The organism is Tenacibaculum sp. M341, assembly GCF_004337695.1.
Lineage (GTDB): Bacteria > Bacteroidota > Bacteroidia > Flavobacteriales > Flavobacteriaceae > Polaribacter.
In genome coordinates this window covers 134,252-159,796 of sequence record NZ_SJXJ01000010.1, presented here as the reverse complement: position 1 = coordinate 159,796, position 25,545 = coordinate 134,252, and the positions used below count along the sequence as shown (strand labels likewise).

The following is a 25,545-nucleotide window of genomic DNA, read 5'->3' as shown; positions in this document are numbered from 1 at the left end:
TTGCAAGATAATTTTATTTTATGAATCTATAAACTTTACCTTCGTAATATTTTTAATTCACGAAAAAACTAACTTTGCAACAAAATTTAAACATAGAAATGAAAACTAATAAACACTATTTATTATTTTTAGTATCAATTCTTACCTTTCAATTTAACTTTGCTCAGTCTGCCCCAATTATAATTGACGGCTTATTTGATGATTGGAATGCAGGATTGACCACTTTTACCGATGCTACAGAAACAACTAGCGGAGTTGATTTCTTAGAACTTCAGGTTACAAACGATGCTGATTATTTATATATTAAAATTAAAGCTGATAAGGAATTTGATTTAACAGAAGGAACCACTATTCGTAGTTTTTTCTTACACTTAGATACCGATAACGACGCTGCTACAGGTGATAATGTAAGAAGCGATTATGGAGCAGAATTAAGCATTGATTTTGCTAATAGAATTGTATACAACAATTTTGCAGGTACACCAGATGCTGAAGTAAGATTTGCTGACATTGAATTTAGACCAGCACCTACTGTAACTTCTGAAGAATTTGAATTTGCTATTAGTAGAGATGCCATTCCTGATGGAGTAAACGCTTTATTTCCTTCTAGCACTATTAAATTACTACTTGAAAACAGAGAAGACTCAGATTGGGTACCTAATGTAGGTTCTGTTTTTACATATACTTTTGATGAAACTCCAACTACTCCGTATACATTAATTGATTTTGATAAAACAGACAATTCTTTTATTAGAGTTATGGCATACAATGCATTGCAAGATGGTTTATTAAATAGTAGTAGAGTTGACGATTTTGAACGTATTATTAAAGCTGCTAAACCAGATATTGTTGGTTTTATCGAAAGCTCAAACACAAGTGCTACTTTTGTTAAATCTTTATTCGATACTTGGTTTCCATTAGGCACAGCAGATGGTTGGTATGTTGAAAAGCATGGTGGTGAGGTTACTGTATCTAGATGGGAAATTACTCAAAGATGGGATAGTTTAACCAGACAGTTTCCTGTATTAATTGATTTACCAGAAAGTTATGGTATTGATTTATTATATACTAATGCTCACTTAAATTGTTGTGGTGCTGATGATGCAAGACAAGATCAAGTAGATCAATATGCTGCTTTTATCTTAGATGCTAAAAGTCCTGGAGGAGATATTACACTTCCTCAAAATACTCCTTTTATTTATTCTGGTGATTTAAATTTAGTTGGTTTATCACAACAGTTAACTACTTTAGTTACTGGTGACATACAAAATACTGGTACATATGGTGCTGGTGGTAAATTAGATTGGGATAACACCGATTTACATGAGGAAAACGCTTTACAAAGTGATATAAACATGGGATATACTTGGAGATCTGATACCTCTAGCTTTCCTACCGGAAAATTAGATTTCATCATTTTTTCTGATTACATTTTAACTTCTGAAAAATCTTTTGTGATTCAAACTGAGGTAATGAGCAATGATAGATTAAACATGTATGGTTTAACTGCAAATGATTCTAGCACTGCATCAGATCATTTTCCTGTAATTGCTGATTTTTCTATCGATAAAACATTAAGTACTCCTGAAGCGAGCTTAATTACCAATACTGTATATCCTAATCCAACTTTTGGAAATATTAATGTTTCTTTTAAAGATTACAAACAATACATTATTAACGTTTATGATATAACTGGAAACAGTATTCTTTCTACTGAAATAGAAAACAATCGTGTTTTATTAAATATTGATTCTGTGGCTAGTGGTATTTATTTCTTAAGAGTTCAGGATAAAGAACTTGGAAACTCTCAAACTATAAAGATTATTAAAGAGTAATTTAATAATTGAAATGTCTGATAGAGTCTTTCAGCTTATTATAAAATAATTGAGAGATTCAATCAGACATTTTTTAAAGGTACATACAGATAATCTTTTTATATTTTACATAGGAACTTCAATAAACAATAGCTCTGACTTGGTTATTGCTTTTAAAGAAAATTGTTTTGTTTTTGAAATTCCTAAAGCATCTCTAGAAGAAATTCGATGCTCATTTACTTCAGTATTACCAGAAATACTCATTAAATACACTCCATTATTTTCTGATTTCAATGTGTAATCAAAAGAAGCTCCTTCATCTAAATCAATTCTAGATATTTGAGCGTTTTGATGAATTTTTAGACCTTCATTTTGATCTCCTCCTAAAGGACTTACTAAAACTTGAAGTTTATTTTCTCTGTCTTGTGGATTATAAGCTTGCTGATTATATCTTGGAGCTACTCCATCTTTTTCAGGTAAAATCCAAATTTGAAACAAATTTAAACGATCCTCTGAAGATCCATTCATCTCAGAATGATAAATTCCTGTACCAGCAGACATCACCTGTACTTCATTTGGATGTACATATAACCACTCTTCGGTCATACTATCTTTATGCTTCAAAACTCCACTTAAAGGTATCGTAATAATTTCCATGTTTTGATGAGGATGTGGACTAAATCCCATACTAGGTGCAATCAAATCATCATTTAAAACACGTAAGGCACCAAAGCCCATTTTATCTTCATTATAATAATTAGCAAAACTAAAAGAGAAGTTTGCTTGTAACCAACCATGGTTGGCAAATCCTCTGTCAGATGCTGGAAATATAGCTACATTCATATTCAAACTCACCTTATTTTGTCTAACAAATCACTCAATTGTTTTGCTTCTTCTTCAGATAATTTATTTAAATAATTTAACTGATCCATGTATTTATCTATTTCTGCAAGTAATGACAATCCATTTTCTGTAATATCAACATACACTACTCTTCTATCATTGTTACAACGTGATCTGGTAATAAAATTTTTCTCTAACAATTTATCCATTAACCTTGTAGCGTTAGGTGCTCTTTCAATCATTCTATCTTTAACAACCTGTACTTTTATTCTTTCTCCAGCACCTCTTAAAATTCTGAGTATATTGTATTGCTGTGGAGAAATGGCAAATGGTTTATAAAATTCTACTTCTTTACTTGAAAGCCAACTATAAGTATATTTAATATTTACAAATGCTTTAAATCTATCATCTAAAAAAGTATAATTAATATCTTCTGAAATATCAGCCATTACAACGATTTTTCAAATTCAGCTACTTGCGAATTTAATTCTTCTAAAAGCTCTTTATCTGTAATTGCACCATCTTTGAAAACATCATAAAACTTAGGCAATGAAAAAGTTCCAACTACTTGTGCCCCCATGTGAGGAAAAGTAGCTTGTGCAGATGCCAAAACAGACGCTCCTCCTCTACCTCCTGGCGAAGTTGCCATTAATAATAAAGGTTTATTTCTAAAAACTTTTTGCTCTTTTCTTGAAACCCAATCAAATAAATTTTTAAATCCTGCTGTGTAAGATCCATTATGCTCTGCTAAAGAAACAACAAAAGCATCGCTAGCATCTAATAAACTATTAAACTTTTCAGCATTTTCAGGATACTCCATTCCTTTTTCCACAGTTTCACTGTATAATGGTAGTTCAAAATCATTCAAATCAAGTATTTGAACTTCTACATTATTTAATTTACTTGCTACAAAAGTTACCAATTGTTTATTTATTGAAGTAGTACTTGTACTACCAGCAAACGCTACTATTTTTTTCATTAAAGTGTAATTTATGCTATTTTTTTTCTAAAAAAGTATGATACAACCAACAAAACAAAACCTATCAACGCTCCCATTTGTTCTCCATCTCCAACCATTACATGAGCAAAAAATGCTAAAACTAAGTTGAAAAAGAAACCAGCATACGCCCACTCCTTTATCGATTTATTATTGATAAACCATAGTGCTATTAATCCTGAAATTTTAGCAACGGCTAATGGATATATGATATAAATTGGAAAACCTAAAGCTTGAAAAGCCTCAACAACTTTCTCATAATTAAAAAAATACATTCCCGAGGAAAACAGCATTAACAATGTTAGCAAACCTGTTGATACATAATAAATTATTTGATTTTTTTTCATGAGAAGATATTATTTTGTCTTATTAACAAATTTAATTAATCATGAAATACTTTCCAAGGAAAATAAATTTTGTACTGCAATTTTAACTAAATATTAAATAAATCTCATACTTTTACATAAGCACTTATATAAATACATAGATAAACATGGATGCTTTAAAAGGAATTGGAGAAATTGGAATTGGTTCACGGTTAAAACGATTAAGTGAGTATATGATGAAAGAAACACAAGTTGTTTACGATACTCTTAATATTGATTTTGATCCCTACTTATTTCCTACTTTCAAAATTATTATTCACAAAAAGGAAGTTACAAACACTGAAATCAATAAAAGTTTAAAAACTTCACAACCTGCCACAACTCAAGCAATAAATAAATTAGAGAAAAAAGGATTGATTGTACTTACCCCTCACCCCAAGGATAAAAGAAAAAAAATTATTTCTTTATCTGATAAGGGAGAAGCACTAATTGATCATATAAAACCTTTATGGAAAAGTATAGAACATACAATTAAAGAATATACAACCATTACCTCAGACTCATTAATTGAGCATATAAATACACTTGAAAAAAAATTTGACAAAGAATCTTTTAGTAATAGTATTATGAATCATTATAAAATGAACAACAAAACACAATTAGAAATAATCGATTTTAAAAAATCTTACAGCCCTTATTTTTATGATTTAAATATTGAGTGGCTTAAAACTTTCTTTTATGTTGAACCTTATGATGAAGAAGTTTTAAGCAAACCTGAAAAATATATCGTAGACAAAGGCGGGCACATTTTCTTTGCGAAAATGAATGACGAAATTGTTGGTACGGTAGCCTTAATGCCTTTAAACGACAATAACACTTTTGAATTAACTAAAATGGCTGTCTCACCAACGTACAGAGGACATAAAATTGGTCAGCAACTTATGAAAAAGTGCATTGATTTTGCCAAAGAAAATCAGTTTAACAAATTGCTTTTGTACTCTAATTCTATACTTGAAAATGCAATTTACATTTATAAAAAATATGGTTTTGTTGAAATCCCTTTAGAAAAGGATTCTCCATACAAAAGAAGTGATATTAAAATGGAATATAAAGGACTTTAAAAACAGGCAATGTTGGTGTTTAATTATACCAACATTATCTTTTTTACTACTTCTTCTTTCATTTCTTCATTAATCATACGAACAATTTTTTCTTTACCATAATTAAGTTCTTCCCTCAAAACAGAAGAGTTTAATCGTACTATTAAAGTTCCATTTTGCAATTTTACTTCAGTAGTGTAAGAAGAGACACCTGTTCCCATTAACTTTTTCCATGCTTCTTCTATGTGAATTTTTTGAAAACCTTTTTCAAGTTTATTCTCTTTAATAAAAAAGCTCATTAAATCTTTGATAGAAACACTATCATTTTCTCTTTTCGACATATTCTTTAAATCATTACCTTTTTAAATTCCCTCTACTTAATGTACTCATTGATCCTTAACCTATGCTTCTAGATTAAAAATTTGATATGGTTTATTACTTTGTTTTACAACATTTTCTGTTCTTTCAAAATGTGTATCAGTAATAAAAATTTGCCCGAATTCTTCATTGTTTACTAAGTTAACAATTTGCGAAACACGGTGCTCATCTAATTTGTCAAAAATATCATCTAATAATAGAATAGGTGTAATTAATGATTGTTTTTTTATAAATTCAAATTGAGCAAGCTTTAAAGCTATTAAATAAGACTTCTGTTGTCCCTGAGAGCCAAACTTTTTCACAGGATATTCATTAATTAAAAAACTTAAATCATCTTTATGAATACCTGTAGAGGTATATTGTAGTATTTTATCCTTTTCTAAACTATTAGCTAATAAATCCTCAAACGAACTATCGTTCAACTGACTTTTGTAACTCAAATTTACTTCTTCTTTCTCTCCAGAAATAATCTTATATTTTTCATTAAAAATAGGAGTAAATTTTTCTAAAAACTCTTTTCTCTTTTGATGAATTTCAGCTCCAAAACCAATTAACTGTTCATTATAAACACTTAAATTTAAAGCATCAAATGTTCTGTTTGCTGCAAAAAACTTTAGCAGTGCATTTCTCTGACTTATAATTTTATTGTAAGAAATGAGCGAATTTAAATACTGTTTATCTTGCTGAGAAATGACTCCATCTATAAATTTCCTTCTAGTATCACTTCCTTCTATAATCAAATTTCTATCTGCTGGAGAAATAATTACCAATGGAAATTGACCTATGTGATCAGAAAAACGTTCGTACACTTTTCCATTACGTTTAAGAAGCTTTTTTTGCCCTTTTTTTAATGAACAAATAATTTTTTCTGTTCTATCATTTAACAAATAATCGCCTTCAATCACAAAAAAATCTTCATTATGTTTTATGTTTTGAGTAGCAACCGGATTAAAGTAACTTTTGGTAAAAGACAGATAATAAATAGCATCTAAAACATTCGTTTTACCCACGCCATTATTGCCCACAAAACAATTTATCTTTTTTTCAAAATCAAATGTTTTTGCCTCTATATTTTTAAAATTTACTAATGATATTTTTTGTAAATGCACCTACTATATTTGTTTTCAGAAAGGAACCGCAAAATAACGAAAAATCGGCTTTTAAAATCCAATTAAAAAAACTATTTTTGCCTGCATTAATTTTATACTAACTATGGCAACATATAAAAAGAGAGGATATAAACCTAAGAAAGAAAAGGTTGTAGAAGAAGTTATTGAAGAAACATTTGACGAGTCTCAAAGTGACGTAGCTAAAGCCTTTGAAGGCTTAGACGAAGCTGCTAACAAATCAGAGCAATGGATCGAAAAAAATAGCAAACCTCTATTTATTGGATTAGTTGGTGTTGCAGTTGCAATTTTAGGATATTTAGCTTACAACAAGTTTTATTCTGAACCAAAAGAAGTAGACGCTGCAAACGATTTAGCTTATCCAAGATCTCTTTTTAACGAAGCTGAAAAAGCTGCAGGTGTGAAAGCTGATAGTTTATACAACTTAGGTCTTGAAGGTATTGACGGTAAATATGGTTTCTTAGATGTAGCTGATATTTACAGTAGTACTAAAGCTGGAAACGTTGCAAATTATTATGCAGGTATCTCTTATTTAAAAATGAAAAAGTATGACAATGCTATTTCTTATTTAGATAAATTTGATTCTGATGATGAATTATTAGGTCCAACTGCTTTAGGTGCAATTGGTGATGCTTTTGCTGATTTAGAGCAACCTGCTCAAGCTTTAGAATACTATGTGAAAGCTGCAAATAAAAAAGAAAACGAGTTTACTGCTCCAATGTTTTTGTTCAAAGCGGGTCAAACTGCAATGTTATTAAAAGATTACAGCAAAGCAGAAGGCTTTTTTAATACTATCAAAGAAAAATATAGTACTACTCAAATAGGTAGAGATATTGATAAGTATATAAACACTGCAAAATACGCACAGTAAAATATAAGTTGGTAGTATTTTAAACAGTTTATCGGTTATCTTTTTATCAGTTAATCACTGTAAACTGAACACTGCTAACTGAATACTAAAAAATATATGGCAACAACAAATTTATCTTATTACGATAAAAACACAATCCCAAATGCGAAAGATTTTCGATTTGGGATTGTTGTTTCTGAATGGAATCCAGATATAACTAGAAACTTACAACAAGGAGCAATTGATACTCTTATAGATTGTGGAACCGATAAAGAAAACATCATTTCTTGGGATGTTCCTGGTAGTTTTGAATTAGTTTATGGGTGTAAAAAAATGATTGAAACTCAAAAGTTAGATGCAATCATAGCTATTGGTAATGTAATTCAAGGAGAAACAAAGCATTTTGACTTTGTTTGTGAAGGAGTAACTCAGGGAATCATTGATTTAAATGTAAAATACGATGTTCCCGTTATCTTTTGCGTACTTACCGATAATACTAGGCAACAATCAATAGAACGTTCTGGTGGTAAATTAGGAAACAAAGGAATTGAATGTGCAGTAGCTGCTATTAAAATGGCTGCTATTAAAAGTCTAGGAACACAAACTAATACGGTAGGGTTTTAGTTTTTACTAAAATGAAATAATCATTTATAAATTTAACCTTACATAATATAAAAAAGTAATAGTAAATAAAGAATACCGATTTCTTAATTGGTATTCTTTATTATTACATACTAATCTTGATCACTTATCAATTATTATGTAACTTTGAATATCTGTTTTGGTGTGGTTTTTGAAACACTCACATAAACTACAATTAGACAATTATGGGTATATTTAAAAAAGAAATCAAAAAGTTCGAATACAAGCCTCGTTACTACAAAGGTGAAGGTAATCCTTATGAAGTAAAACATAAGTTTGATGAATTTAGAACTACTGTCGGAAAAAGAAAATCAATAAAGGATAAGCTTAACACTGCCTTAAATGAATTTAGTAGCTCAAAAAACGGAGGTTTTAACAAAACTATAGTAATTATTGCTGCTATATTAACGTTCATTTTCTTATACTTGATAGACTTTGATCTATCTATATTTTTACGAAAAAATTAATGTCAGATATTATACAATTATTACCTGATCATGTTGCCAATCAAATAGCAGCAGGTGAGGTTGTTCAACGCCCGGCTTCAGTGGTAAAAGAGTTATTAGAAAATGCTATTGATGCAGGGGCTTCTAATATTACACTGCTCTTGAAAGATGCAGGTAAAACACTTATTCAGGTAATTGATAACGGAAAAGGAATGAGCACTACAGATGCTCGTTTGTGTTTTGAAAGACATGCTACTTCTAAAATTAAAGACGCTAAAGATCTTTTTAATTTACAAACGAAAGGTTTTAGAGGTGAAGCATTGGCTTCTATTGCTGCAATTGCTCATGTAGAGTTAAAAACCAAACAAGAAAATCAAGATGTTGGTACTCTTATTAAAATAGAAGGCAGCGAAATTGTTTGTCAAGAAGTAGTATCAACTGCTAAAGGGACAAGTATTGCTGTAAAAAACCTTTTTTACAATATTCCGGCAAGAAGAAACTTCTTAAAATCAGACACAGTAGAAACACGTCATATTATTGACGAATTTCAGAGAGTAGCTTTGGTACACCCAAACATATCTTTCTCTCTTCATCATAATAATAATGAAGTATATCATTTAAGAGCTAGTAACTCTAGAAAACGTATTGTTGCCATGTTTGGTAATAAGATGAATGAAAAACTAGTTCCTATTGAAGAACAAACTGATATTATTACCATCAAAGGTTTTATTGCTAAACCTGAGTATGCAAAAAGAAAAAGAGGAGAACAATTTTTCTTTGTGAATAATAGATTTATAAAGAGTACTTATTTAAATCATGCAGTAAATAATGCTTTTGAAGGGTTATTAGAACATGGTACTCACCCAACGTATTTTATTTATTTTGAAGTACCGCCAAACACCATAGACATCAACATTCACCCAACAAAAACTGAGGTGAAATTTGATAACGAAAAAGCACTGTATGCTATTATTAGAGCTACAGTAAAACATAGTTTAGGACAATATAACGTAGCTCCTGTTTTAGATTTTGAAAGAGATGCTACTTTAGATACTCCTTATGATTTCAAGGATAAAAAAGAAGTTTCTACACCACATATTATTGTAGATCCAAGTTTTAATCCTTTTAAAAATGATATTCCGTCTACTCCTACTCCATCTAAAACAACAAGTATTAGTAGTGGTAGTAACTCAAACAGTTACAAAAAATCATATGCTCAAACTGATTACAAAAAAGATGCTGGTACCTGGGAAGCTTTATATTCCTCTGAAAATATTCAAGTAGAAAGCACACCACCGGCAACGCATCAAGAAGAATTATTTAAAAGTGAGCAAGAAACTGAAACTGGAAAAACGTTTCAAATTCAAAAAAAATATATTTTAAGTTCTATAAAATCAGGTGTAGTGCTAATACATCAATCCTTAGCACATCAACGTATATTATATGAAGAGTTTTTAGAAAACATTACTGTAAAAGAAGCTAGTAGTCAGCAATTATTATTTCCTATAAATGTTTCATTGGCTAAATCTGATATTGAAATGATTTATGGAATAAAATCTGATTTAGAAAGTACTGGTTTTGTATTTAATGAATTCACTAAAGAAGGTGTGGTTATAGGTGGAATTCCTACTTCTATTACTGAAAGTCAAATTATATTAGTTTTAGAGCAATTACTTGACGATATGAAATTAGAAGTACCTGATGCTAGCTTTAGTCATTTTGATATTATGGCTAAATCTTTCGCAAAATCATTGGCTATAAAAACAGGTACAGTATTATCTGCCAAAGAGCAGGAAAACATGGTTAATAATTTATTTTCTTGCAAAGAACCTAGTGTTTCTCCTCTTGGCAAAGCGACCTTTAAAACATTAACTTTGCAAGAAATAGATACATTATTTAGTAAATAAATTATGCAGAAAATAACTCCAACCATAAAACATTTAGTCATAATAAATGCCATTCTGTTTTTTGGTCCTCTTCTATTGAAGATGGATTTAACAAACATATTAGCTTTGCATTTTCCCAAAAATGAACACTTTGGCTTTTGGCAATATGCAACCCACATGTTTATGCATGGTAGTCCATATCATATACTTTTTAACATGTATGGTTTATGGGCATTTGGTACTCCTTTGGAACAAATGTGGGGCAGAAATAAATTTTTATTTTTTTATTTCTCTGCTGGAATTGGAGCCGGAATAATTTACACTTTAGTTAACTATTATCAATTTAATGGTATATATAATGAGCTAATCGCTTTTGGAATTTCTCCTACTGAAATATCTTCTATTCTAGAACTAGGCAAATACAACGATCAGCTAATAAGTATTCCTATTGAACGTATGAGAGAGTTTTATTCCTTATACAACACCCCAGCTGTAGGTGCATCTGGAGCTATTTATGGAGTTTTAGTTGCTTTTGGTATTGCTTTTCCTAACGCTAAATTAGCAATGATCTTTTTCCCTGTTCCTGTAGCTGCAAAATACTTTATTCCTTTAATAATATTAAGTGATTTATTCTTTGGTCTTACTAAATATTCTATTGGAAATGTAGCTCATTTCGCACATGTTGGTGGTGCCTTAATTGGTTTTATTATTGCTTGGTTTTGGAAAAAAAATCAATTTAAAATTCTTTAAGATGATCAATTTAAATACCTTAAAATATCGTTTTAAAAATGCAGGAATTGTAGAACAGTTAATATATATCAATTTAGCTGTTTTTATTGCTGTATATTTATTTCAAGTAGTTGGTTTTCTTTTTCAACTAGGTGACTCGCTTATTTTGGTTGAATGGCTTTCACTGCCGGCTAGTTTTAGCGGATTTATTAGAAAGCCTTGGACTATTATAACTTATGGTTTTGTTCATACTGGAATCATTCATATTTTAATGAATTTGATCGCATTGTATTTTATAGGTCATCTTTTTAAACAATATTTTACAGGTAGACAATTACTAGATTTTTATTTACTGGGAACTTTATTTGGCGGAATTCTTTTTCTTTTATCTTATAACTACTTCCCTGCCTTTTTACAAGATAAAAATGTAAGTGTATTAATTGGTGCTTCTGCAGGTATTTCAGCAATCTTTGTTGGCGTTGCTACCTACATTCCAAATTATCAATTAAAAATACCTTTAATTGGCTTTGTTAAGTTATGGCACTTAGCTGCTGTCTGGGTAATGTTAGATGTTATTCAAATTCCTATCAGTAATCCTGGAGGACGCATTGCACATCTTGGTGGAGCTTTATTTGGATTTTTGTATGTAAATAGTGCTAGTAATAAAGATTTAGATATTTTTAAAAGCTTTAGAAACTTGTTTAAGCAAGAGAAAAAATCTCCTTTAAAAACTGTACATAAATCAAAAACAACTACCACAAAATCTAATACTTTCAAAAACAAAGATGTTAATCAGCAAAAAGTTGATGAAATTTTGGATAAAATAGGTAAATCAGGATATGATGTGCTTTCAAAAGAAGAAAAAGAATTTTTATTTAAACAGGGTAGAAAATAAGAGTGACCGCTAAAAAAAGAAAATATTCAATTTTTGATAAACTGCTTTATTTTATCAACTCAATAGTAGCAACAATACTACTATTATCATATTTTCTTGCTTTTATATCACCTAAAACTGTTCCTGTTTTTTCTGTTGCTAGTTTAGCCATTCCATTATTAATCATTATTAATCTTATGTTTTTAATTTATTGGGTTGTAAAGCTTAAAAAACAATTCATTATATCTGGTGTAGTTTTATTGATTGGCTGGTTATTCTTTCCTGCTTTTCTTAAATTTTCAGAAAAAAATACCGCAAGAAATAACGATGTAAAAGTGATGAGTTACAACGTTAGAATGTTTAATTTGTATAAATGGATTAAAGAAGAGGATATTGATAAAAAAATTGTTGAATTCATAAACACAAAATCGCCAGACATTCTTGCTATACAAGAATACCATAGTTCTAAAAAAAAGAAAATTAACTATCCTTATTCTTACTTCGTTCCAAAATCAAAAAAGAATAATTTTGGATTAGCTATTTTCTCTAAATTTAAAATTATCAATAAAGGTTCTTTAGACTTTAAACACAGTGCTAATAATGCCATTTATGTTGATGTTTTAAAAAATAAAGACACTGTTCGCATATATAATTTACACCTTCAATCTTTAAAAATAAATCCAAAAAAAGAAAATTTCGGCGAAAAAAGTTCTGAAAAACTAATCGAACGATTAAAAACAGGTTTTATAAAACAAGCATCACAAGTAGAAGCTTTTTTACAACATGAAAAACAATGGAATGGTAAAAAAGTAATTTGTGGCGATTTTAATAACACTTCTTTTTCTTGGGTATACAGACAAATATCAAAAAATAAAAAAGATGCTTTTGATGAAGCAGGAATTGGTTTTGGAAAATCGTTTAATTACTTTTTCCCAATGCGTATCGATTTTATTTTAACCGATAAGAAAACTCAAATAAATAACTTTAAAACATACTCAAAAAAATATTCTGACCACTTCCCTATTATGTCTAGAATAAATTTTGAATAACTATATTAGCTAGCAATTAACTAAATAACAATCAAATTAAATGAAACATTTTGATGTTGCTGTAATTGGTAGTGGTCCTTCTGGTGCTTCAACTGCCTTTCATTTGGCTAAACAAGGTATTTCAACTGTCATTATAGAAAAAGAACAATTACCTCGCTATAAAACTTGTGGTGGTGGATTTGTTTTTAGAGGTAGAAAGAATTTACCTTTTGATATTTCTAAAGTTATTGAGCGAGAATTTCATACAGTTGATATATTTTTAGGTAAAAGTTTACACTTTCAAACTACAAGAAAAGATCCGACAATTACCATGATTATGCGTGATTCTTTTGACTTTTTAATTGTTGAAGAAGCTAAAAAATTAGGCGTAACTATCCTAGAAGGAAATAAGCTTACCAATATCACTTTCAACAACAATATTGCACTTTTAACTACTACAGAACAAGAAATTTCCGCAAACTTTGTTATTGCTGCTGATGGCGCTTTGAGTCCTACTGCTAAAATGGCTGGTTGGAATCAAGAAACTAGAAAACTTATTCCTGCCTTAGAATATGAAATCGAAGTACCTGAAGAAGATTTTGAGCGATTAAAAAACGAAGTTCGCTTTGATATTGATGCCATTCCATATGGGTATGCATGGAATTTCCCAAAGAAAAACCATCTTTCTGTAGGTGTTGCATCTACAAAAAAAGCCAGAATCAATTTAAAGAAATACTACGAAGAGTATCTTAAAACTATTGGTATTAATACTGTTTTAAAAGAATCTCAACACGGATTTCAAATTCCGATTGCTCCAAGAACAGATGGTTTTATAAAAAACAATGTTTTTTTAATTGGAGATGCTGCTGGTTTTGCAGATCCTATTACTGCTGAAGGTATTTCTAACGCTATTTATAGCGGTGTTTTAGTAGCAGAAGCTATTAGTGAAAGTAACTTAAATTTAGATGAAGCTAAATCATTATATCTAAAAAAATTAGAAGCTAAATTATTACCTGAAATAAAAACAGGTTTATGGTTAGCTAAATGGTTTTACGAGCAAAAAAGTATTCGTAACATAATGTTGAAAAAATACGGTCAACGTTTTAGCGATGAGATGGCTGATATTTTTCACGGAGATAGATCGTATCCTACCGATATAAAACAAGCTATTAGTAAAAAAATTAAAGAACTTGTTTTTTAAAATGAGTTATTAAACTAAAATTCAAAAGCCTCTTGAACATTATTCAAGAGGCTTTATTTATTAATTAAAAGTACTATTTAAGTACTAAAATCTATCTGAATTATTTTACTATGAAACGCTTATTCGTTTTTGTAAACTCATTTTCAAGTCTTAGTATATATATTCCAGCATCAAACTTATCAACATTAATAGCCTTGTTATCGTTTAAGTTACCTTTTTCGATTACCTGACCAATCATGTTAATTACAGAGTAAGTTGCATTTGTTAAACTTCTACTAGGTCCAACTATTTTTAAAGATAACCCTTTACTTACTGGATTAGGAGATAATTGAACTGTAGTAAATGCATCTTCATCTTGGTCACCTAAAATATCAGTTCTAGTTCCAAAATCTCTAACAGCAACAGAACTTCCACAAGATCCTTCGTAAATTCTAACATTTGAGAATGTAGAGTTATTACCAGAACCAGCATCATTATCATTAATAAATACTAATCTATCCATACTTCCTGTATAAGAATCTCCTACAGGAATTACATATGTTTGCGTACCACTTGTGTAGTTATCAAAATTTGTAATACCATAATTTTGAGTACCATGAACTTTAAAGTATCTAGTAGATGTTAACGTATTATCATTTTCAAAACCAACACCATGAATCTCTCCTTGAGAAGTACTACTAAACTCAAATTCAATTACTGTATTAGCTGTAACCGTATAATTTAAAGCTATATACTTCCATGTATTGTTTGTTAATGTTAATGAAGAACCTCCACTTCCAATAGAGAAGTTACCCGCAGAATCTTGGTTAGAGAATGAAGTAATGGTAAAATCATTGAAATTTAAAGCCTCACAAGTAGGATCTGGATCTCCTCCACCTGTTCCTTCTGTTAAAGAAAGATTATCTATTGCAATATCACTTGACCAACTTGTACCAGTGGTTCCAACAAATCTTAATCGAACTGAATCTTGACCAACATAAGAAGCTAAATTCACAGAAACGTCATTCCATTGATCTCCTTGATTACCCGATTCATTCCATAAAGAAGTCCAAGTAGCACCGTCAGTTGAAGCTTCTAAAGTTAAAGAACCTACACTAGTACCAAACATATGATTACTAAATGAGAATGTTGCGCTACTTACTGCTGTAAGATCAAAACATGGACTAGCTAAAATTGCTGTAGCATTACTTCCTATTTGACCTGTACTTCCGTTTGTTGATGCCTCTAAGAACATATAAAAGTTTCCATCTGCTCCGTTACTAGGACCTGTTCCTGAAGAAGGAGTTCCATTTGAATCTCTTACCCAGTTACCATCATCTCCAGTTACTTGAGTCCATCCGTCATTAGATTCAAAGCTCTCTCCATAAGGGAATGTATCTACCGTTGAAGAACAATTTGTTGGATCTGGATCTGGTCCACCACCATCACATGGATTTGTAAAAGAAACAGACTGGTCACTATTTGTATTAGTTCCACCATTTGTATTTTCATTTGCTCCTTCTCCTACTCCTCTTTCGGCAAATGCTTTCCAAATTAAACAACTGTAAGCACCACCATATAAATCTTGATCTGCTTGTAAAATTCCATCACGCCCAGAAACAAAACCTGGATTGTTTGCTGTATTTTTTAATCCTTCAATAACTAATGCCATTGCAATATTGTTACCTCCTGTTCCATTGTAAAAATCAGGATCAAAACCTTCTTGATCAACTAATAACCAAGTCATATCCCATAAAATAGTAGCAAATGCATATCCTACACCATGAGGTACAGCTAAACCATTAATATCTGCATAATCAGTATTATTTATAGACCTGTCAGTAGAATATGCCGTCGGTCTAATACCTGTTCCACTAGAATTTTGTCCTAAAACATAGTTACCTACACCTCTACTATCTGTACCTTGGTCTCCTGCTTTCATGGTTAACATTAATCCAAACCAGTCAGACCATCCTTCACCCATTTGCTCAGAACCTCCTAATCTATTTGCTCCTGGTCCACCAACTAAACGAATAGAAATACCGTGACCATATTCATGAGCAATAATTACATTATCGAAAGATCCATCTCTACCTGGATTAGTTTGATTCCATAAAAACATTTGCATTCTTGGGTTACTACCATCTGGTGGTGTACTAAAGTTTGCATTATTTGTTCCACTACCATCTTGAGAATCTGCATTTACAGAATCACTTCCTGAACCACCTTTTCCGTAGTTATTTTCTTGAAAGTTACCACTAGCTTCATCAAAACCATATTGATAAAAAACATCATGCATAATATTGTTCCAGTAGAATAAATTTACGGTAGATGCATCTCTGTAATTGCTTGGTGCTTGATTTAAATTTACTGGAAAATCAAAATCTAATCCACTTCCTCCACTAGGAGCAGATCCTGTACCATTATTTCCATTTGCATCTTCTTGTGCCCAAACATTATTACCTCTAGTAATTGTAAATTCAGCCCCAGCTGAACCGTTAGTATCATGCCATCCAAAAGGAGACGCCGTTAAATTAGCAGGATCTACTACAATAGATCTATTTCCATCGTTTGGATCGCTAATAGGCATTGCATATACATTATAAGAATCTGGTGCAAAAAATGCAGACTCTTTGGCTGCATAAGGGGCAGCATCAATATCTACTTTCTTAAAATACTCTTCTGTATTTTTTAACGTATGAATATGTCCTTCTTCATCGTGTCCTGGCCCTCCAAAATCACATGAAATTACCCAGTTATCTTCTTCTACAATTTCGCTGGTACTTACATCAACGAAACTGTTCCACCAATTCTTCCCACCTTTTTCGTATAAATTCACATTCCAACATAACTTCAACTTTCCGTCATGTAAAACGTATGATTTTTTCACCAAAATAGGCTCATTATCTTCCGTTATACCAGATCTTTCATATCTAGATACAAGTAAACCGTCTTTAGATTTTTGTTGCACTTTTGATAAAGATTGTATTGATGGAAGATTGTGTGCTTTAATAACTGCATTTATTGCTGATGATTCAGAAATTGCACCACTACTTTTATTAGCAGCTACTTTAGCTTCTACTTCTTTTACAAATTGATTTACAGAATAATTTATCTTGTTATTGATAACAGATAAATTATACGTTCCATTTACAATAGGAATACCTTTGTAATACTGTGTCAAATAATAGTGTGTTAGTCCTTTTTTAAGTGAAGATGCAGTACTTGTAATTTTCCATTCAGAGTAATCTACAGCTGATGACTTTCCACTATTTTTAAGGTTGTTTAAATGACTCTCGATTGCGCCGACGTCGTTTTTTGGAGTTAAAATTTGCGCAAAACCTGCCTGTAGTGCTAGGAATAGCACCACTACTAGGGAGTGTTTTTTCATGGTTAATTAATTAAAGGGTTCTGTAACGAAAATACACAATTAACATTTCCTTAACCAAAAACCACACAATATCAACAAATTAACTATAAAAGTTAAATTTTAACATCTAAAACACAATAATTTAACAAAACCAATAAAAATATAACTATACTAATTTTCTTTACTTACTCTTTTTAGTACTAGCATGTCTACTGGATTTATTCCTAATCCTTTTACATTTTTTTGTTTGAATCGAATTACTTCATCGTAATACAAAGGTACTATTGGAGCTTCATCAATTATTAAACTATCCATTTTTTGATATAATTGATATCGTTTATGATCATTTACCTCTTTAATTGCTTGTTCATACAAAGTATCAAAGTAATCGTTTTTAAAATGTGTGTAATTTGGACCGTTAGGTGTAAAGTTTTCGCTGTAAAAAAGTGATAAATAGTTTTGAGCATCAGGATAATCTGCAATCCAACTAGCTCTGAAAATTGGTAATTTACCATTTGCTTTTCCCTGACGTAAAGTAGATGGTAGGGTTACATCTACATTTACTTTTAATCCTAATTTCTGTATCTCCTTTTGAATAAACTCACATAAATCTAAATAATTACCATTGGTAGTTATGGTTATCTCAGGCTCTACTACACCTGTTTCTTTGATATATTGATTAATTAGCTCTTTTGCTTTCTGAGGATTAAATTCATACCCTTTTTGATGATTAAAAGAAGGAAGTCCTTTTGGAATAAAACCATTAACTGCAGGGGTACCAATACCATTTCTTAGAAACTTCATCATTTTATCACGATCAAATCCATAATTGATTGCTTTTCGAATCAATTTAGATTTTGTAGGGTATTTATTCTCTACATCTAAATACAAACCTAAATATTCGGTATTTAAGTAAGAACCTACTTTTATATTTATTTTATCTTGATATTTCTCTTTTAATGCTCCTGTGGTAGATAATACTTCATCTTTATATGATGCATCTAAACCTTTCATAAAATCAATATTACCTTGTACAAATTGTAAAAACTCACTTTGTTTGTCTGGTAAAAAAGTAACTGCTACAGCTTCTAGGTAAGGTAAAGAATTACCGTTTTTATCTTTTTCGTAATACTCCTTATTTTTTCTCAATACTAATTTTACATTTTCTATCCAAAGCTTAAAGTGAAATGGTCCTGTTCCAATTGGATTTTCTCTAAATGTATTTCCAAAATAATCAATCGCTTCTTTTGGAACTACCGAACAATATTTCATAGAAAGTAATCCTAAAAAAGGAGGAAAAGGTTGTTTTAAATTAATAACAAAAGTGGTGTCGTTTTTAGCTTCAAAATTCTCTACATATTTTAACACCCACTTTCCTGGTGAAGCTACTTTTTCATCTAATAACCTATTAAACGAATATTGAAAATCTTTGGCTATTACCTTTCTGGTAGAATCTTTACCAAATAATGCATGTTTATGAAAATCAACATCATTTCTTAAAGTAAAATGATATGTTTTACCATCTTCAGAAATACTCCATTCTTTTGCTATATCTGGTTGTACATGCAAACTATCATCTAACTGTACCAAACCATTAAATAATTGATTCACTCCCCAAATATTAGGTTGGTCTTTTGCAAATGCAGGATCTAACGAACTGATATTCGAATGTTCATTATACCTAAAAACCTGATGATCGGAAAATTGATGATCTTTAGTCTTACAAGCAATTATTGATAACAATAAAAATATGGAAACTAATTTCACAAACACTTTAACACACTCTCTACCCCAAAAAATACAACTCATAATATTTAAGTAAAAACTACTTTATTTCTTTTTTCGCTTATTTTTATAATAGCCTTTATCAGCAACATATATGGTTTTAGATACTTCTGCAAAAACAGTCAATCCTTCTTTATCTTTAATTTGTAAATGTTTTATGAGATCTATTTCTTTTTCATCCGCTACTCTCTTCTTTACTTCTTCTATTTCTTCATTAGTAAAAATAAAATCAGCATAACCATCTTTTTTAGCAGGTCTTTTAAACTTTATAGAGGCTTCTTTATCCCAAACAACATAGTCGTTACCTAAAATTTGCATTAACTGAATCATATATATTGGATCTGTGGCTGAAAACAAACTTCCTCCAAAGATAGAGCCAACATAATTTCTGTTCTTATAGCTTAAAGGTATTTTGATATTCACCTCTAATAGATCGTCTGAAACATGTATTATTTTTCCTGTAGACCTTTTATACATTGGTGAATAATTGAATCCGTATTTATATATACTACTATCTTTAAAAAACTTTTTTAAAAACTTTGTTATTACTGCGTACATTCTTTCTTTTCTATATTTAGTTTAGTTAGTTTTTATATTTACTTTTATAAATACAATACGTATTTAGTTTCTGGTAATCCTATATCATCACTTACAAACGATTTTTCTTTTGTAAAATTAAATCGTTCTAAAATTTTTGCTGACGCTACATTTTTATCGACAACACAGCCTATTAATTTTTTCATACCAATAGATTTACAATAGGGAATTAAACTTTCACATACTTCAGTTGCATATCCATTTCCCCAATAACGTTGAATAAATCGATATCCTATCTCATCATCTCTATTTTCATCTTTCACAAAAGCTAAAGTCCCTATAAACTGATTGTCTGACTTACGTTCAATAGCATAAATCCAAAAATCATTACCTTTTTTATCATATTTATGAATCAACTCTTTTAACTCTGCCTCACACTCTTCCAATGTTTTTACTTCACCTGTAGCATATTGTAAAACTTCAGGATTACTTTCTAATTCAAAAAAAGGCTGAAGATCTTCTAATGTTAACTTTCTTACAATTAATCTATTCGTTTCAAAAATCATATTTACTTTTCTAAATTCAATTCCATAATAAACTCAGGCAAATTGGTGTGCTCACAAATTTGTTCATCTACAACTTCAAAACCTTTACGTTTTAATAATTTTAATGATCCTTCGTTTTCTTTAATCACTAATGCTTTTAATGTATTTAACTCTAATACTTCTGCATACAAAATAAGCCAATCTAAAATTTCTTTACCATATCCTTTTTTCCAAAACTTTGGTAAAAAACGATAAGCAACTTCATTTTCATGTATAATTCCGCACAATCCTACAAACTCCTTTTCATCTTTCAAAAAAATTGCCAATGCACCAAAACCATTATCATAATCAAAAGTTGTTAACCATTTTTGAAGTTTTTGCGCTGTTTCTTCATATGTTAAAACTTTTCCAGTAATGTATTGCACTACTTCAGGTTTACTTTCCATTGCATATAAGTATGGTACATCAGTAGCATTCATCTTTCTAATAAAAAGACGCTGAGTATGAAAATCAAAATTGTTAGAATTTATACGCATTATATTGTACTTTTGCAGCTGGTTAAATGTACAAGAATGAATGCGGAAAAAAAAGTAGCTTTTTACACTTTAGGTTGTAAACTTAATTTTTCTGAAACATCTACAATTGCTCGTAATTTTGTAAATGAAGGGTTTAACAGAGTAGAGTTTGAAGAAAAGGCTGATATATACGTAATTAACACTTGCTCTGTTACTGATAATGCAGATAAACGTTTTAAAACGATTGTAAAATCGGCGTTGAAAAAAAATGATGAAGCTTTTTTAATTGCTGTTGGATGTTACGCGCAATTAAAACCAGAAGAACTTGCTGCTGTTGATGGTGTAGACTTAGTTTTAGGTGCTACTGAAAAATTTAATGTAACAAGTTATATTAATGACTTAACTAAAAATCAAATAGGAGAAGTACATTCTTGCGAAATTGAAGATGCTGATTTTTATGTAGGTTCTTACTCTATTGGTGATCGTACTCGTGCTTTTTTAAAAGTACAAGATGGTTGTGATTATAAATGTACATATTGTACTATTCCATTAGCCAGAGGAATTTCTAGAAGTGATACTTTAGAAAACGTTTTAAAAAACGCTAAAGAAATTTCTGAAAAAGGAATTAAAGAAATTGTACTTACTGGTGTTAATATTGGTGATTACGGAAAGGGTGAGTTTGGAAATAAAAAACATGAGCATACTTTTTTAGAATTAGTTAAAGCTTTAGATACTGTTGAAGGTATTCATCGTTTACGAATTTCATCTATTGAGCCTAATTTATTGAAAGATGAAACGATAGATTTTGTTTCTAATTCCGATACTTTTGTACCTCACTTTCATATCCCTTTACAATCAGGTAGTGATGAGTTGTTGAAGAAAATGAAACGTCGTTATTTACGTAAAGTATATACCGACAGAGTTGCTAAAATTAAAGAAGTAATGCCTAATGCTTGTATTGGTGTTGATGTGATTGTTGGCTTCCCTGGTGAAACAGATGAATTATTTTTAGAGACTTATAATTATTTATCTGAATTAGATATTTCTTACCTGCATGTATTTACCTATTCTGAAAGAGCTAATACAGAGGCAGCTTTAATGGATGGTGTAGTTCCTAAAAATGTTAGAGCTAAACGTAGTAAAATGTTACGAGGTTTATCTGTTAAAAAACGTAGAGCTTTTTATGAAAGTCAAATAGGCAACAACTTAACTGTTTTATTTGAAAGCGAAAACAAAGAAGGTTACATTCATGGTTTTACAGAAAACTACGTAAAAGTGAAAACTCCATGGAATCCAGAATTAGTAAATACACTTCATAACGTTACCCTTACCAAAATAGATGAAGATGGTATGGTACGTTTTGAATTTATAAATAGTGAGGTTAAAAATTAAGGAATAGATTAGGGAGAATACAAATATCAACTTTTGAATTTACCAGAAAGGTGTTTATTTACAACTCTAGATACAATATACTTGGATGTATTGTATTTTTCAGCAATTACTGATATTCTGTTGTCGTTTTCATTTTTAAAATAATATATGATGTCTCTCTCTAAATCTGTCATAATTATTAATAGCGTTTTAACATTTTCCCTTTTCAATAACTCTTTTTAGTTTGTATTATTATATTTTTTCTGTGATTGAGCGTTATTTGTTCAGTATTTCACCAGTAAATTAGAGTATTTAGAGCGTTTATAAATTATCTTTAAACCATGAATAAATTCACCTTACGTGCTAAAATCTATGCTATTTTTTCAATAGTAATTGCAATTCCAGTAATTTTAATTGATTGTGAAGAATCACTGACTATTTGCAATATTAGACCGTTTTTATTATTTATTTCAATTGTTTTACTATTTCTAACATATGTAATTCTATTAGGTAAAAAAAAGGAGTAATATTTTCAATCTAAAGCAAACTTCTAAAATCTAATATTTTACTTTCAATATTAAATAACTAACTTACACTTCTAACAAAAAATCGAACACTAAAAAGCAACACAAATGAAAGCATTTTGTATTTCCTTATTCTTATTAATACTTAGTTGTAATGAAACTAAAAAAGAAACGAAACCTAGTGTAACATCTCCAGAAGAAGTTAGTACTGAAGTTGAAAAAAACAATGACGATGTTGTTACAAAAGAAAAAGTGATGGTTAACAATAAAATCATAGCTGTATTAAATAACCCTAAAAAACTAGCAAAAGCCAAAGAAATGGTAAAAAATAGTGGTTTTACTTGGGATAAAATGATTTTAGATAAAAACACAGCTAAAATTGCTTTAATTGAAGTTCCTGAAAAAGATAAAAATAGATGGATTGAAGCTTTAAAAACTTCTGGCTATTTTAAAGAAGTAGCTTTAAATTCTGATGAATTAGCTAAAGAGTTAATTGAAAAGGAAACAAACACACTTCTTACATTAAATAAAACAAATTGTTTAGGAGATTGTCCTGTTTATTCTATGAGTATAGATAAAAAAGGGAATGTTACTTTTAATGGTAAACAATATGTGGTAGAAAAAGGAGTTAAAGAATTTACATTAACTGATAAAGAACTTACTACTTTAAATGAATATTTAGCTAAAGATTTTTCTTCATTTAAAGAAATGTACGATAATCCAAAAGTAATGGATTTACCTAGTACGTTTATCACTTGTAATGATAAACAAATTCAAATTCGTTTATGGAATGATGATGTACCAGATACATTATTAGAAATGCACGAATATTTAGAAGGAATATTATTAGAAAAAAAATACGTTAATTAAATATATTTATGGAAGAGAAAACTCATTTATATTTTGTGCCTGGCTTAGCTGCCAACATTAAAATTTTTGAATACATTAAATTGCCTGAAGATCTTTTTGAACTTCATTTTTTAGAATGGATTATTCCATTGTCGCTAGATGAAAGTATTGAGAGTTATGCTAAACGAATGTGTGAAAAAATCACTCATGAAAATCCTGTTTTAATAGGTGTTTCTTTTGGCGGTGTAATGGTGCAAGAAATGAGCAAGCACTTACAACCGAAAAAAACGGTCATCATTTCTAGCATTAAAAGCAATAAAGAACTGCCTACTCGTTTAAAAATTATTCAAAAAACAAATGCTTATAAATTATTTCCAACCAAATTAGTTGAAAATATTGAAGATTACGAACATCTATTTGTTGGTGATTATTTGAAAAAAAGAGCCGAACTATACAAAATGTATTTATCTGTAAGAGATGGTAATTATTTACAATGGGCTATTTATAATGTTTTAAATTGGAAACAAGATTATGAATTAGATAATTTAATTCATATTCATGGAGACAAGGATGAAATATTTCCTATAAAACACATAAACAAGAGTATAGAAATAGAAAATGGTACTCATATTATGATTTTAAATAAAGCCAAAACCATTTCGAATATTTTGGAACAACAATTGCAACAAATAACATGTTAATGTTTGTATATTTTTATCAAAACATGTAACAAAAAAGAAATAAAAACTGTAACTTTAAAATAAAACAATTTTATATGAAAACATTTTTACGCATTACCTTATTCAGTACTTTTTTAATTATTTGTTTTTTATTTATGAATGTTTCAAAACCTCAAGAAACATCCAAGAAGAACGAAGATATAATAAAAAAAGACACCGGTATTGTAGCTAAAAATGTAAGTAAATTGTATGAAGTAAAAGCTGTAAAACTTCCTAGTTCTATGGAGTTTGCTGGTGAGCTAGTTCCGTTAACAAAAGCTGATATTCGTGAACGTTTAGATAGAGAGTTACTAGTAAATACGTACTGGCAATCTAATGGTTTACTACTTCTTAAAAGAGCTAATAAGTTTTTTCCGTTATTGGAACCTCTTTTAAAACAACATAATTTACCTGATGATTTTAAGTATTTATGTGTTGCTGAGAGTGCTTTAATTCAGGTACCTTCATACAAAGGAGCTGCTGGTTATTGGCACTTTATGCCTAGAACGGGTAGAGAATATGGATTGGAAGTGAATGAAAATATAGATGAACGTTACAATTTAGAACTTTCTACTAAAGTTGCTGCTGAATATTTAAAAAGAGCTAAAAATAAATTTGGTACTTGGACACTAGCCGCTGCTGCATATAATGCTGGTAGTGGTAGAATTTCTAAACGTTTAAAAGAACAAAAAGTAAATAGTTATTACGATTTGCTATTAAATCCTGAAACTGGTAGATATGTATTTAGAATTTTAGCTTTAAAAGAAATCATGTCGAATCCAAAAAAATATGGTTTTATTTTCGATCAAGAAGATTTGTATACCTATCCGAATGTTAAAGAGATTCTAATTGATTCTCCTATTGAAGATTTAGCTGATTTTGCAAAACAATACAATACTACTTACAAAGAGTTAAAGATTGTAAATCCTTGGTTACGTCAAACAAAATTAAACAACAAGAGTAAAAAAGAATATAAAATTAAAATTCCAGTAAACTAATTAAAAACGATAATTTACCTAGAAGAATACATCTACACTTAGCAAATACATATCATCTGTGATTAATATGGAAAACCAAAAAATAATAAATACTATTTTTTGGTTTTCAGTT

Annotated in this window: 26 protein-coding genes; 14 read left to right on the top strand and 12 right to left on the bottom strand. The window is 29.8% G+C overall.

Annotated elements, in window-relative coordinates:
- The first annotated feature begins 98 nt into the window (after positions 1–98).
- A complete protein-coding gene (locus tag EYW44_RS13340) occupies positions 99–1,835 on the top strand; it encodes an endonuclease/exonuclease/phosphatase family protein (protein WP_132724161.1) in 1,737 nt (578 codons plus the stop codon).
- A 105-nt stretch (positions 1,836–1,940) separates the two neighbouring features.
- On the opposite strand, the gene EYW44_RS13335 is transcribed toward EYW44_RS13340, so the two are convergent.
- Genes EYW44_RS13335 through EYW44_RS13320 form a run of 4 tightly spaced genes read right to left on the bottom strand, consistent with a single transcriptional unit; the run spans position 1,941 to position 4,001 of the window.
- Positions 1,941–2,657 carry a pirin family protein gene (locus EYW44_RS13335; RefSeq protein WP_132724160.1) on the bottom strand — a complete coding sequence of 239 codons (717 nt, stop codon included), beginning with the start codon at positions 2,655–2,657 and terminating at the stop codon, positions 1,941–1,943.
- 8 nt (positions 2,658–2,665) lie between these two features.
- On the bottom strand, positions 2,666–3,106 hold the full coding sequence (locus tag EYW44_RS13330; RefSeq protein WP_132724159.1) for a MarR family winged helix-turn-helix transcriptional regulator: 441 nt from the start codon (positions 3,104–3,106) through the stop codon (positions 2,666–2,668).
- On the bottom strand, positions 3,106–3,636 hold the full coding sequence (locus tag EYW44_RS13325; protein WP_132724158.1) for an NADPH-dependent FMN reductase: 531 nt from the start codon (positions 3,634–3,636) through the stop codon (positions 3,106–3,108). The genes EYW44_RS13330 and EYW44_RS13325 overlap by 1 nt, the downstream gene beginning before the upstream one ends.
- An 11-nt stretch (positions 3,637–3,647) precedes the next feature.
- Positions 3,648–4,001 carry a DoxX family protein gene (locus EYW44_RS13320; RefSeq protein ID WP_132724157.1) on the bottom strand — a complete coding sequence of 118 codons (354 nt, stop codon included), beginning with the start codon at positions 3,999–4,001 and terminating at the stop codon, positions 3,648–3,650.
- A 146-nt stretch (positions 4,002–4,147) separates the two neighbouring features.
- Here EYW44_RS13320 and EYW44_RS22790 point away from each other — a divergent pair, with 146 nt between their 5' ends.
- Positions 4,148–5,101 (top strand): bifunctional helix-turn-helix transcriptional regulator/GNAT family N-acetyltransferase, encoded by a 954-nt coding sequence (locus EYW44_RS22790; protein ID WP_132724156.1) that lies wholly within the window; start codon positions 4,148–4,150, stop codon positions 5,099–5,101.
- Between the two features lie 23 nt (positions 5,102–5,124).
- Here the strand turns inward: EYW44_RS22790 and EYW44_RS13310 are convergent, their stop codons facing one another.
- The gene (locus EYW44_RS13310; RefSeq protein WP_132724155.1) at positions 5,125–5,421 is read right to left on the bottom strand and encodes a DUF721 domain-containing protein; all 297 of its coding nucleotides are present in this window, start codon (positions 5,419–5,421) and stop codon (positions 5,125–5,127) included.
- Positions 5,422–5,481: 60 nt separating this feature from the next.
- The gene (recF, locus tag EYW44_RS13305; RefSeq protein ID WP_132724154.1) at positions 5,482–6,567 is read right to left on the bottom strand and encodes a DNA replication/repair protein RecF; all 1,086 of its coding nucleotides are present in this window, start codon (positions 6,565–6,567) and stop codon (positions 5,482–5,484) included.
- 103 nt (positions 6,568–6,670) lie between these two features.
- Between recF and EYW44_RS13300 the strand changes: the two genes are divergently transcribed.
- From EYW44_RS13300 to EYW44_RS13265, 8 genes are all read left to right on the top strand, one after another.
- Positions 6,671–7,456: a tetratricopeptide repeat protein gene (locus EYW44_RS13300; RefSeq protein WP_132724153.1), complete on the top strand. Its 786-nt coding sequence runs from the start codon at positions 6,671–6,673 to the stop codon at positions 7,454–7,456.
- 96 nt (positions 7,457–7,552) lie between these two features.
- Positions 7,553–8,059 (top strand): 6,7-dimethyl-8-ribityllumazine synthase, encoded by a 507-nt coding sequence (gene ribH, locus EYW44_RS13295; RefSeq protein WP_132724152.1) that lies wholly within the window; start codon positions 7,553–7,555, stop codon positions 8,057–8,059.
- 203 nt (positions 8,060–8,262) lie between these two features.
- Positions 8,263–8,544 carry a riboflavin synthase subunit beta gene (locus EYW44_RS13290; RefSeq protein ID WP_132724151.1) on the top strand — a complete coding sequence of 94 codons (282 nt, stop codon included), beginning with the start codon at positions 8,263–8,265 and terminating at the stop codon, positions 8,542–8,544.
- Entirely contained in the window at positions 8,544–10,430 is a 1,887-nt protein-coding gene (gene mutL, locus EYW44_RS13285) for a DNA mismatch repair endonuclease MutL (RefSeq protein WP_132724150.1), read from the top strand. Before EYW44_RS13290 ends, mutL begins: the two co-directional genes overlap by 1 nt.
- Positions 10,431–10,433: 3 nt before the next feature.
- The gene (locus tag EYW44_RS13280) at positions 10,434–11,159 is read left to right on the top strand and encodes a rhomboid family intramembrane serine protease (protein WP_132724149.1); all 726 of its coding nucleotides are present in this window, start codon (positions 10,434–10,436) and stop codon (positions 11,157–11,159) included.
- 1 nt (position 11,160) lies between these two features.
- Positions 11,161–12,033 (top strand): rhomboid family intramembrane serine protease, encoded by an 873-nt coding sequence (locus EYW44_RS13275; protein ID WP_132724148.1) that lies wholly within the window; start codon positions 11,161–11,163, stop codon positions 12,031–12,033.
- A 176-nt stretch (positions 12,034–12,209) separates the two neighbouring features.
- Positions 12,210–13,061, top strand: coding sequence for an endonuclease/exonuclease/phosphatase family protein (locus tag EYW44_RS13270; protein WP_243643659.1), 852 nt, complete (start codon positions 12,210–12,212; stop codon positions 13,059–13,061).
- 40 nt (positions 13,062–13,101) lie between these two features.
- A complete protein-coding gene (locus tag EYW44_RS13265) occupies positions 13,102–14,241 on the top strand; it encodes a geranylgeranyl reductase family protein (protein ID WP_132724147.1) in 1,140 nt (379 codons plus the stop codon).
- 100 nt (positions 14,242–14,341) lie between these two features.
- Here EYW44_RS13265 and EYW44_RS13260 read toward each other — a convergent pair whose 3' ends face one another.
- The 5 genes from EYW44_RS13260 to EYW44_RS13240 all read right to left on the bottom strand — a co-directional run bounded on the left by EYW44_RS13260 (position 14,342) and on the right by EYW44_RS13240 (position 20,993).
- Positions 14,342–17,611: a M36 family metallopeptidase gene (locus EYW44_RS13260; RefSeq protein ID WP_132724146.1), complete on the bottom strand. Its 3,270-nt coding sequence runs from the start codon at positions 17,609–17,611 to the stop codon at positions 14,342–14,344.
- 150 nt (positions 17,612–17,761) lie between these two features.
- Entirely contained in the window at positions 17,762–19,399 is a 1,638-nt protein-coding gene (locus EYW44_RS13255; RefSeq protein ID WP_132724145.1) for an ABC transporter substrate-binding protein, read from the bottom strand.
- Between the two features lie 21 nt (positions 19,400–19,420).
- Complete coding sequence (locus tag EYW44_RS13250; protein WP_132724144.1) at positions 19,421–19,933, bottom strand: DUF4442 domain-containing protein; 513 nt, start codon at positions 19,931–19,933, stop codon at positions 19,421–19,423.
- A 44-nt stretch (positions 19,934–19,977) separates the two neighbouring features.
- Positions 19,978–20,478 carry a GNAT family N-acetyltransferase gene (locus EYW44_RS13245; RefSeq protein WP_132724143.1) on the bottom strand — a complete coding sequence of 167 codons (501 nt, stop codon included), beginning with the start codon at positions 20,476–20,478 and terminating at the stop codon, positions 19,978–19,980.
- 2 nt (positions 20,479–20,480) lie between these two features.
- Entirely contained in the window at positions 20,481–20,993 is a 513-nt protein-coding gene (locus EYW44_RS13240) for a GNAT family N-acetyltransferase (protein WP_132724142.1), read from the bottom strand.
- Between the two features lie 36 nt (positions 20,994–21,029).
- On the opposite strand from EYW44_RS13240, the gene mtaB reads away from it, so the two are divergent.
- Positions 21,030–22,364 carry a tRNA (N(6)-L-threonylcarbamoyladenosine(37)-C(2))-methylthiotransferase MtaB gene (gene mtaB / locus EYW44_RS13235; RefSeq protein WP_132724141.1) on the top strand — a complete coding sequence of 445 codons (1,335 nt, stop codon included), beginning with the start codon at positions 21,030–21,032 and terminating at the stop codon, positions 22,362–22,364.
- Positions 22,365–22,390: 26 nt separating this feature from the next.
- Here the strand turns inward: mtaB and EYW44_RS22240 are convergent, their stop codons facing one another.
- The gene (locus EYW44_RS22240; protein WP_165872223.1) at positions 22,391–22,537 is read right to left on the bottom strand and encodes a hypothetical protein; all 147 of its coding nucleotides are present in this window, start codon (positions 22,535–22,537) and stop codon (positions 22,391–22,393) included.
- Positions 22,538–22,975: 438 nt separating this feature from the next.
- Between EYW44_RS22240 and EYW44_RS13225 the strand changes: the two genes are divergently transcribed.
- The 3 genes from EYW44_RS13225 to EYW44_RS13215 all read left to right on the top strand — a co-directional run bounded on the left by EYW44_RS13225 (position 22,976) and on the right by EYW44_RS13215 (position 25,433).
- Positions 22,976–23,737 carry a DUF6438 domain-containing protein gene (locus EYW44_RS13225; RefSeq protein ID WP_132724139.1) on the top strand — a complete coding sequence of 254 codons (762 nt, stop codon included), beginning with the start codon at positions 22,976–22,978 and terminating at the stop codon, positions 23,735–23,737.
- Between the two features lie 8 nt (positions 23,738–23,745).
- The gene (locus EYW44_RS13220; RefSeq protein ID WP_132724138.1) at positions 23,746–24,417 is read left to right on the top strand and encodes an alpha/beta hydrolase; all 672 of its coding nucleotides are present in this window, start codon (positions 23,746–23,748) and stop codon (positions 24,415–24,417) included.
- A gap of 74 nt (positions 24,418–24,491) precedes the next feature.
- Positions 24,492–25,433, top strand: a complete 942-nt coding sequence (locus EYW44_RS13215; protein ID WP_132724137.1) for a lytic transglycosylase domain-containing protein — start codon at positions 24,492–24,494, stop codon at positions 25,431–25,433.
- The last annotated feature ends 112 nt before the right edge of the window (positions 25,434–25,545 follow it).

Excerpts from the sequence above, each read along its gene's own strand:
- EYW44_RS13245 (WP_132724143.1), bottom strand. The coding sequence starts at position 20,478 with ATGATTTTTGAAACGAATAGATTAATTGTAAGAAAGTTAACATTAGAA.
- EYW44_RS13240 (WP_132724142.1), bottom strand. The coding sequence starts at position 20,993 with ATGCGTATAAATTCTAACAATTTTGATTTTCATACTCAGCGTCTTTTT.
- mtaB (WP_132724141.1), top strand. The coding sequence starts at position 21,030 with ATGAATGCGGAAAAAAAAGTAGCTTTTTACACTTTAGGTTGTAAACTT.
- EYW44_RS13330 (WP_132724159.1), bottom strand. The coding sequence starts at position 3,106 with ATGGCTGATATTTCAGAAGATATTAATTATACTTTTTTAGATGATAGA.
- EYW44_RS13270 (WP_243643659.1), top strand. The coding sequence starts at position 12,210 with ATGTTTTTAATTTATTGGGTTGTAAAGCTTAAAAAACAATTCATTATA.
- EYW44_RS13280 (WP_132724149.1), top strand. The coding sequence starts at position 10,434 with ATGCAGAAAATAACTCCAACCATAAAACATTTAGTCATAATAAATGCC.
- EYW44_RS13255 (WP_132724145.1), bottom strand. The coding sequence starts at position 19,399 with ATGAGTTGTATTTTTTGGGGTAGAGAGTGTGTTAAAGTGTTTGTGAAA.
- EYW44_RS13275 (WP_132724148.1), top strand. The coding sequence starts at position 11,161 with ATGATCAATTTAAATACCTTAAAATATCGTTTTAAAAATGCAGGAATT.
- EYW44_RS13310 (WP_132724155.1), bottom strand. The coding sequence starts at position 5,421 with ATGTCGAAAAGAGAAAATGATAGTGTTTCTATCAAAGATTTAATGAGC.
- EYW44_RS22790 (WP_132724156.1), top strand. The coding sequence starts at position 4,148 with ATGGATGCTTTAAAAGGAATTGGAGAAATTGGAATTGGTTCACGGTTA.
- EYW44_RS13215 (WP_132724137.1), top strand. The coding sequence starts at position 24,492 with ATGAAAACATTTTTACGCATTACCTTATTCAGTACTTTTTTAATTATT.
- EYW44_RS13225 (WP_132724139.1), top strand. The coding sequence starts at position 22,976 with ATGAAAGCATTTTGTATTTCCTTATTCTTATTAATACTTAGTTGTAAT.
- EYW44_RS13260 (WP_132724146.1), bottom strand. The coding sequence starts at position 17,611 with ATGAAAAAACACTCCCTAGTAGTGGTGCTATTCCTAGCACTACAGGCA.
- EYW44_RS13220 (WP_132724138.1), top strand. The coding sequence starts at position 23,746 with ATGGAAGAGAAAACTCATTTATATTTTGTGCCTGGCTTAGCTGCCAAC.
- EYW44_RS22240 (WP_165872223.1), bottom strand. The coding sequence starts at position 22,537 with ATGACAGATTTAGAGAGAGACATCATATATTATTTTAAAAATGAAAAC.
- EYW44_RS13290 (WP_132724151.1), top strand. The coding sequence starts at position 8,263 with ATGGGTATATTTAAAAAAGAAATCAAAAAGTTCGAATACAAGCCTCGT.
- EYW44_RS13300 (WP_132724153.1), top strand. The coding sequence starts at position 6,671 with ATGGCAACATATAAAAAGAGAGGATATAAACCTAAGAAAGAAAAGGTT.
- ribH (WP_132724152.1), top strand. The coding sequence starts at position 7,553 with ATGGCAACAACAAATTTATCTTATTACGATAAAAACACAATCCCAAAT.
- EYW44_RS13250 (WP_132724144.1), bottom strand. The coding sequence starts at position 19,933 with ATGTACGCAGTAATAACAAAGTTTTTAAAAAAGTTTTTTAAAGATAGT.
- mutL (WP_132724150.1), top strand. The coding sequence starts at position 8,544 with ATGTCAGATATTATACAATTATTACCTGATCATGTTGCCAATCAAATA.
- EYW44_RS13265 (WP_132724147.1), top strand. The coding sequence starts at position 13,102 with ATGAAACATTTTGATGTTGCTGTAATTGGTAGTGGTCCTTCTGGTGCT.
- EYW44_RS13320 (WP_132724157.1), bottom strand. The coding sequence starts at position 4,001 with ATGAAAAAAAATCAAATAATTTATTATGTATCAACAGGTTTGCTAACA.
- EYW44_RS13325 (WP_132724158.1), bottom strand. The coding sequence starts at position 3,636 with ATGAAAAAAATAGTAGCGTTTGCTGGTAGTACAAGTACTACTTCAATA.
- EYW44_RS13340 (WP_132724161.1), top strand. The coding sequence starts at position 99 with ATGAAAACTAATAAACACTATTTATTATTTTTAGTATCAATTCTTACC.
- EYW44_RS13335 (WP_132724160.1), bottom strand. The coding sequence starts at position 2,657 with ATGAATGTAGCTATATTTCCAGCATCTGACAGAGGATTTGCCAACCAT.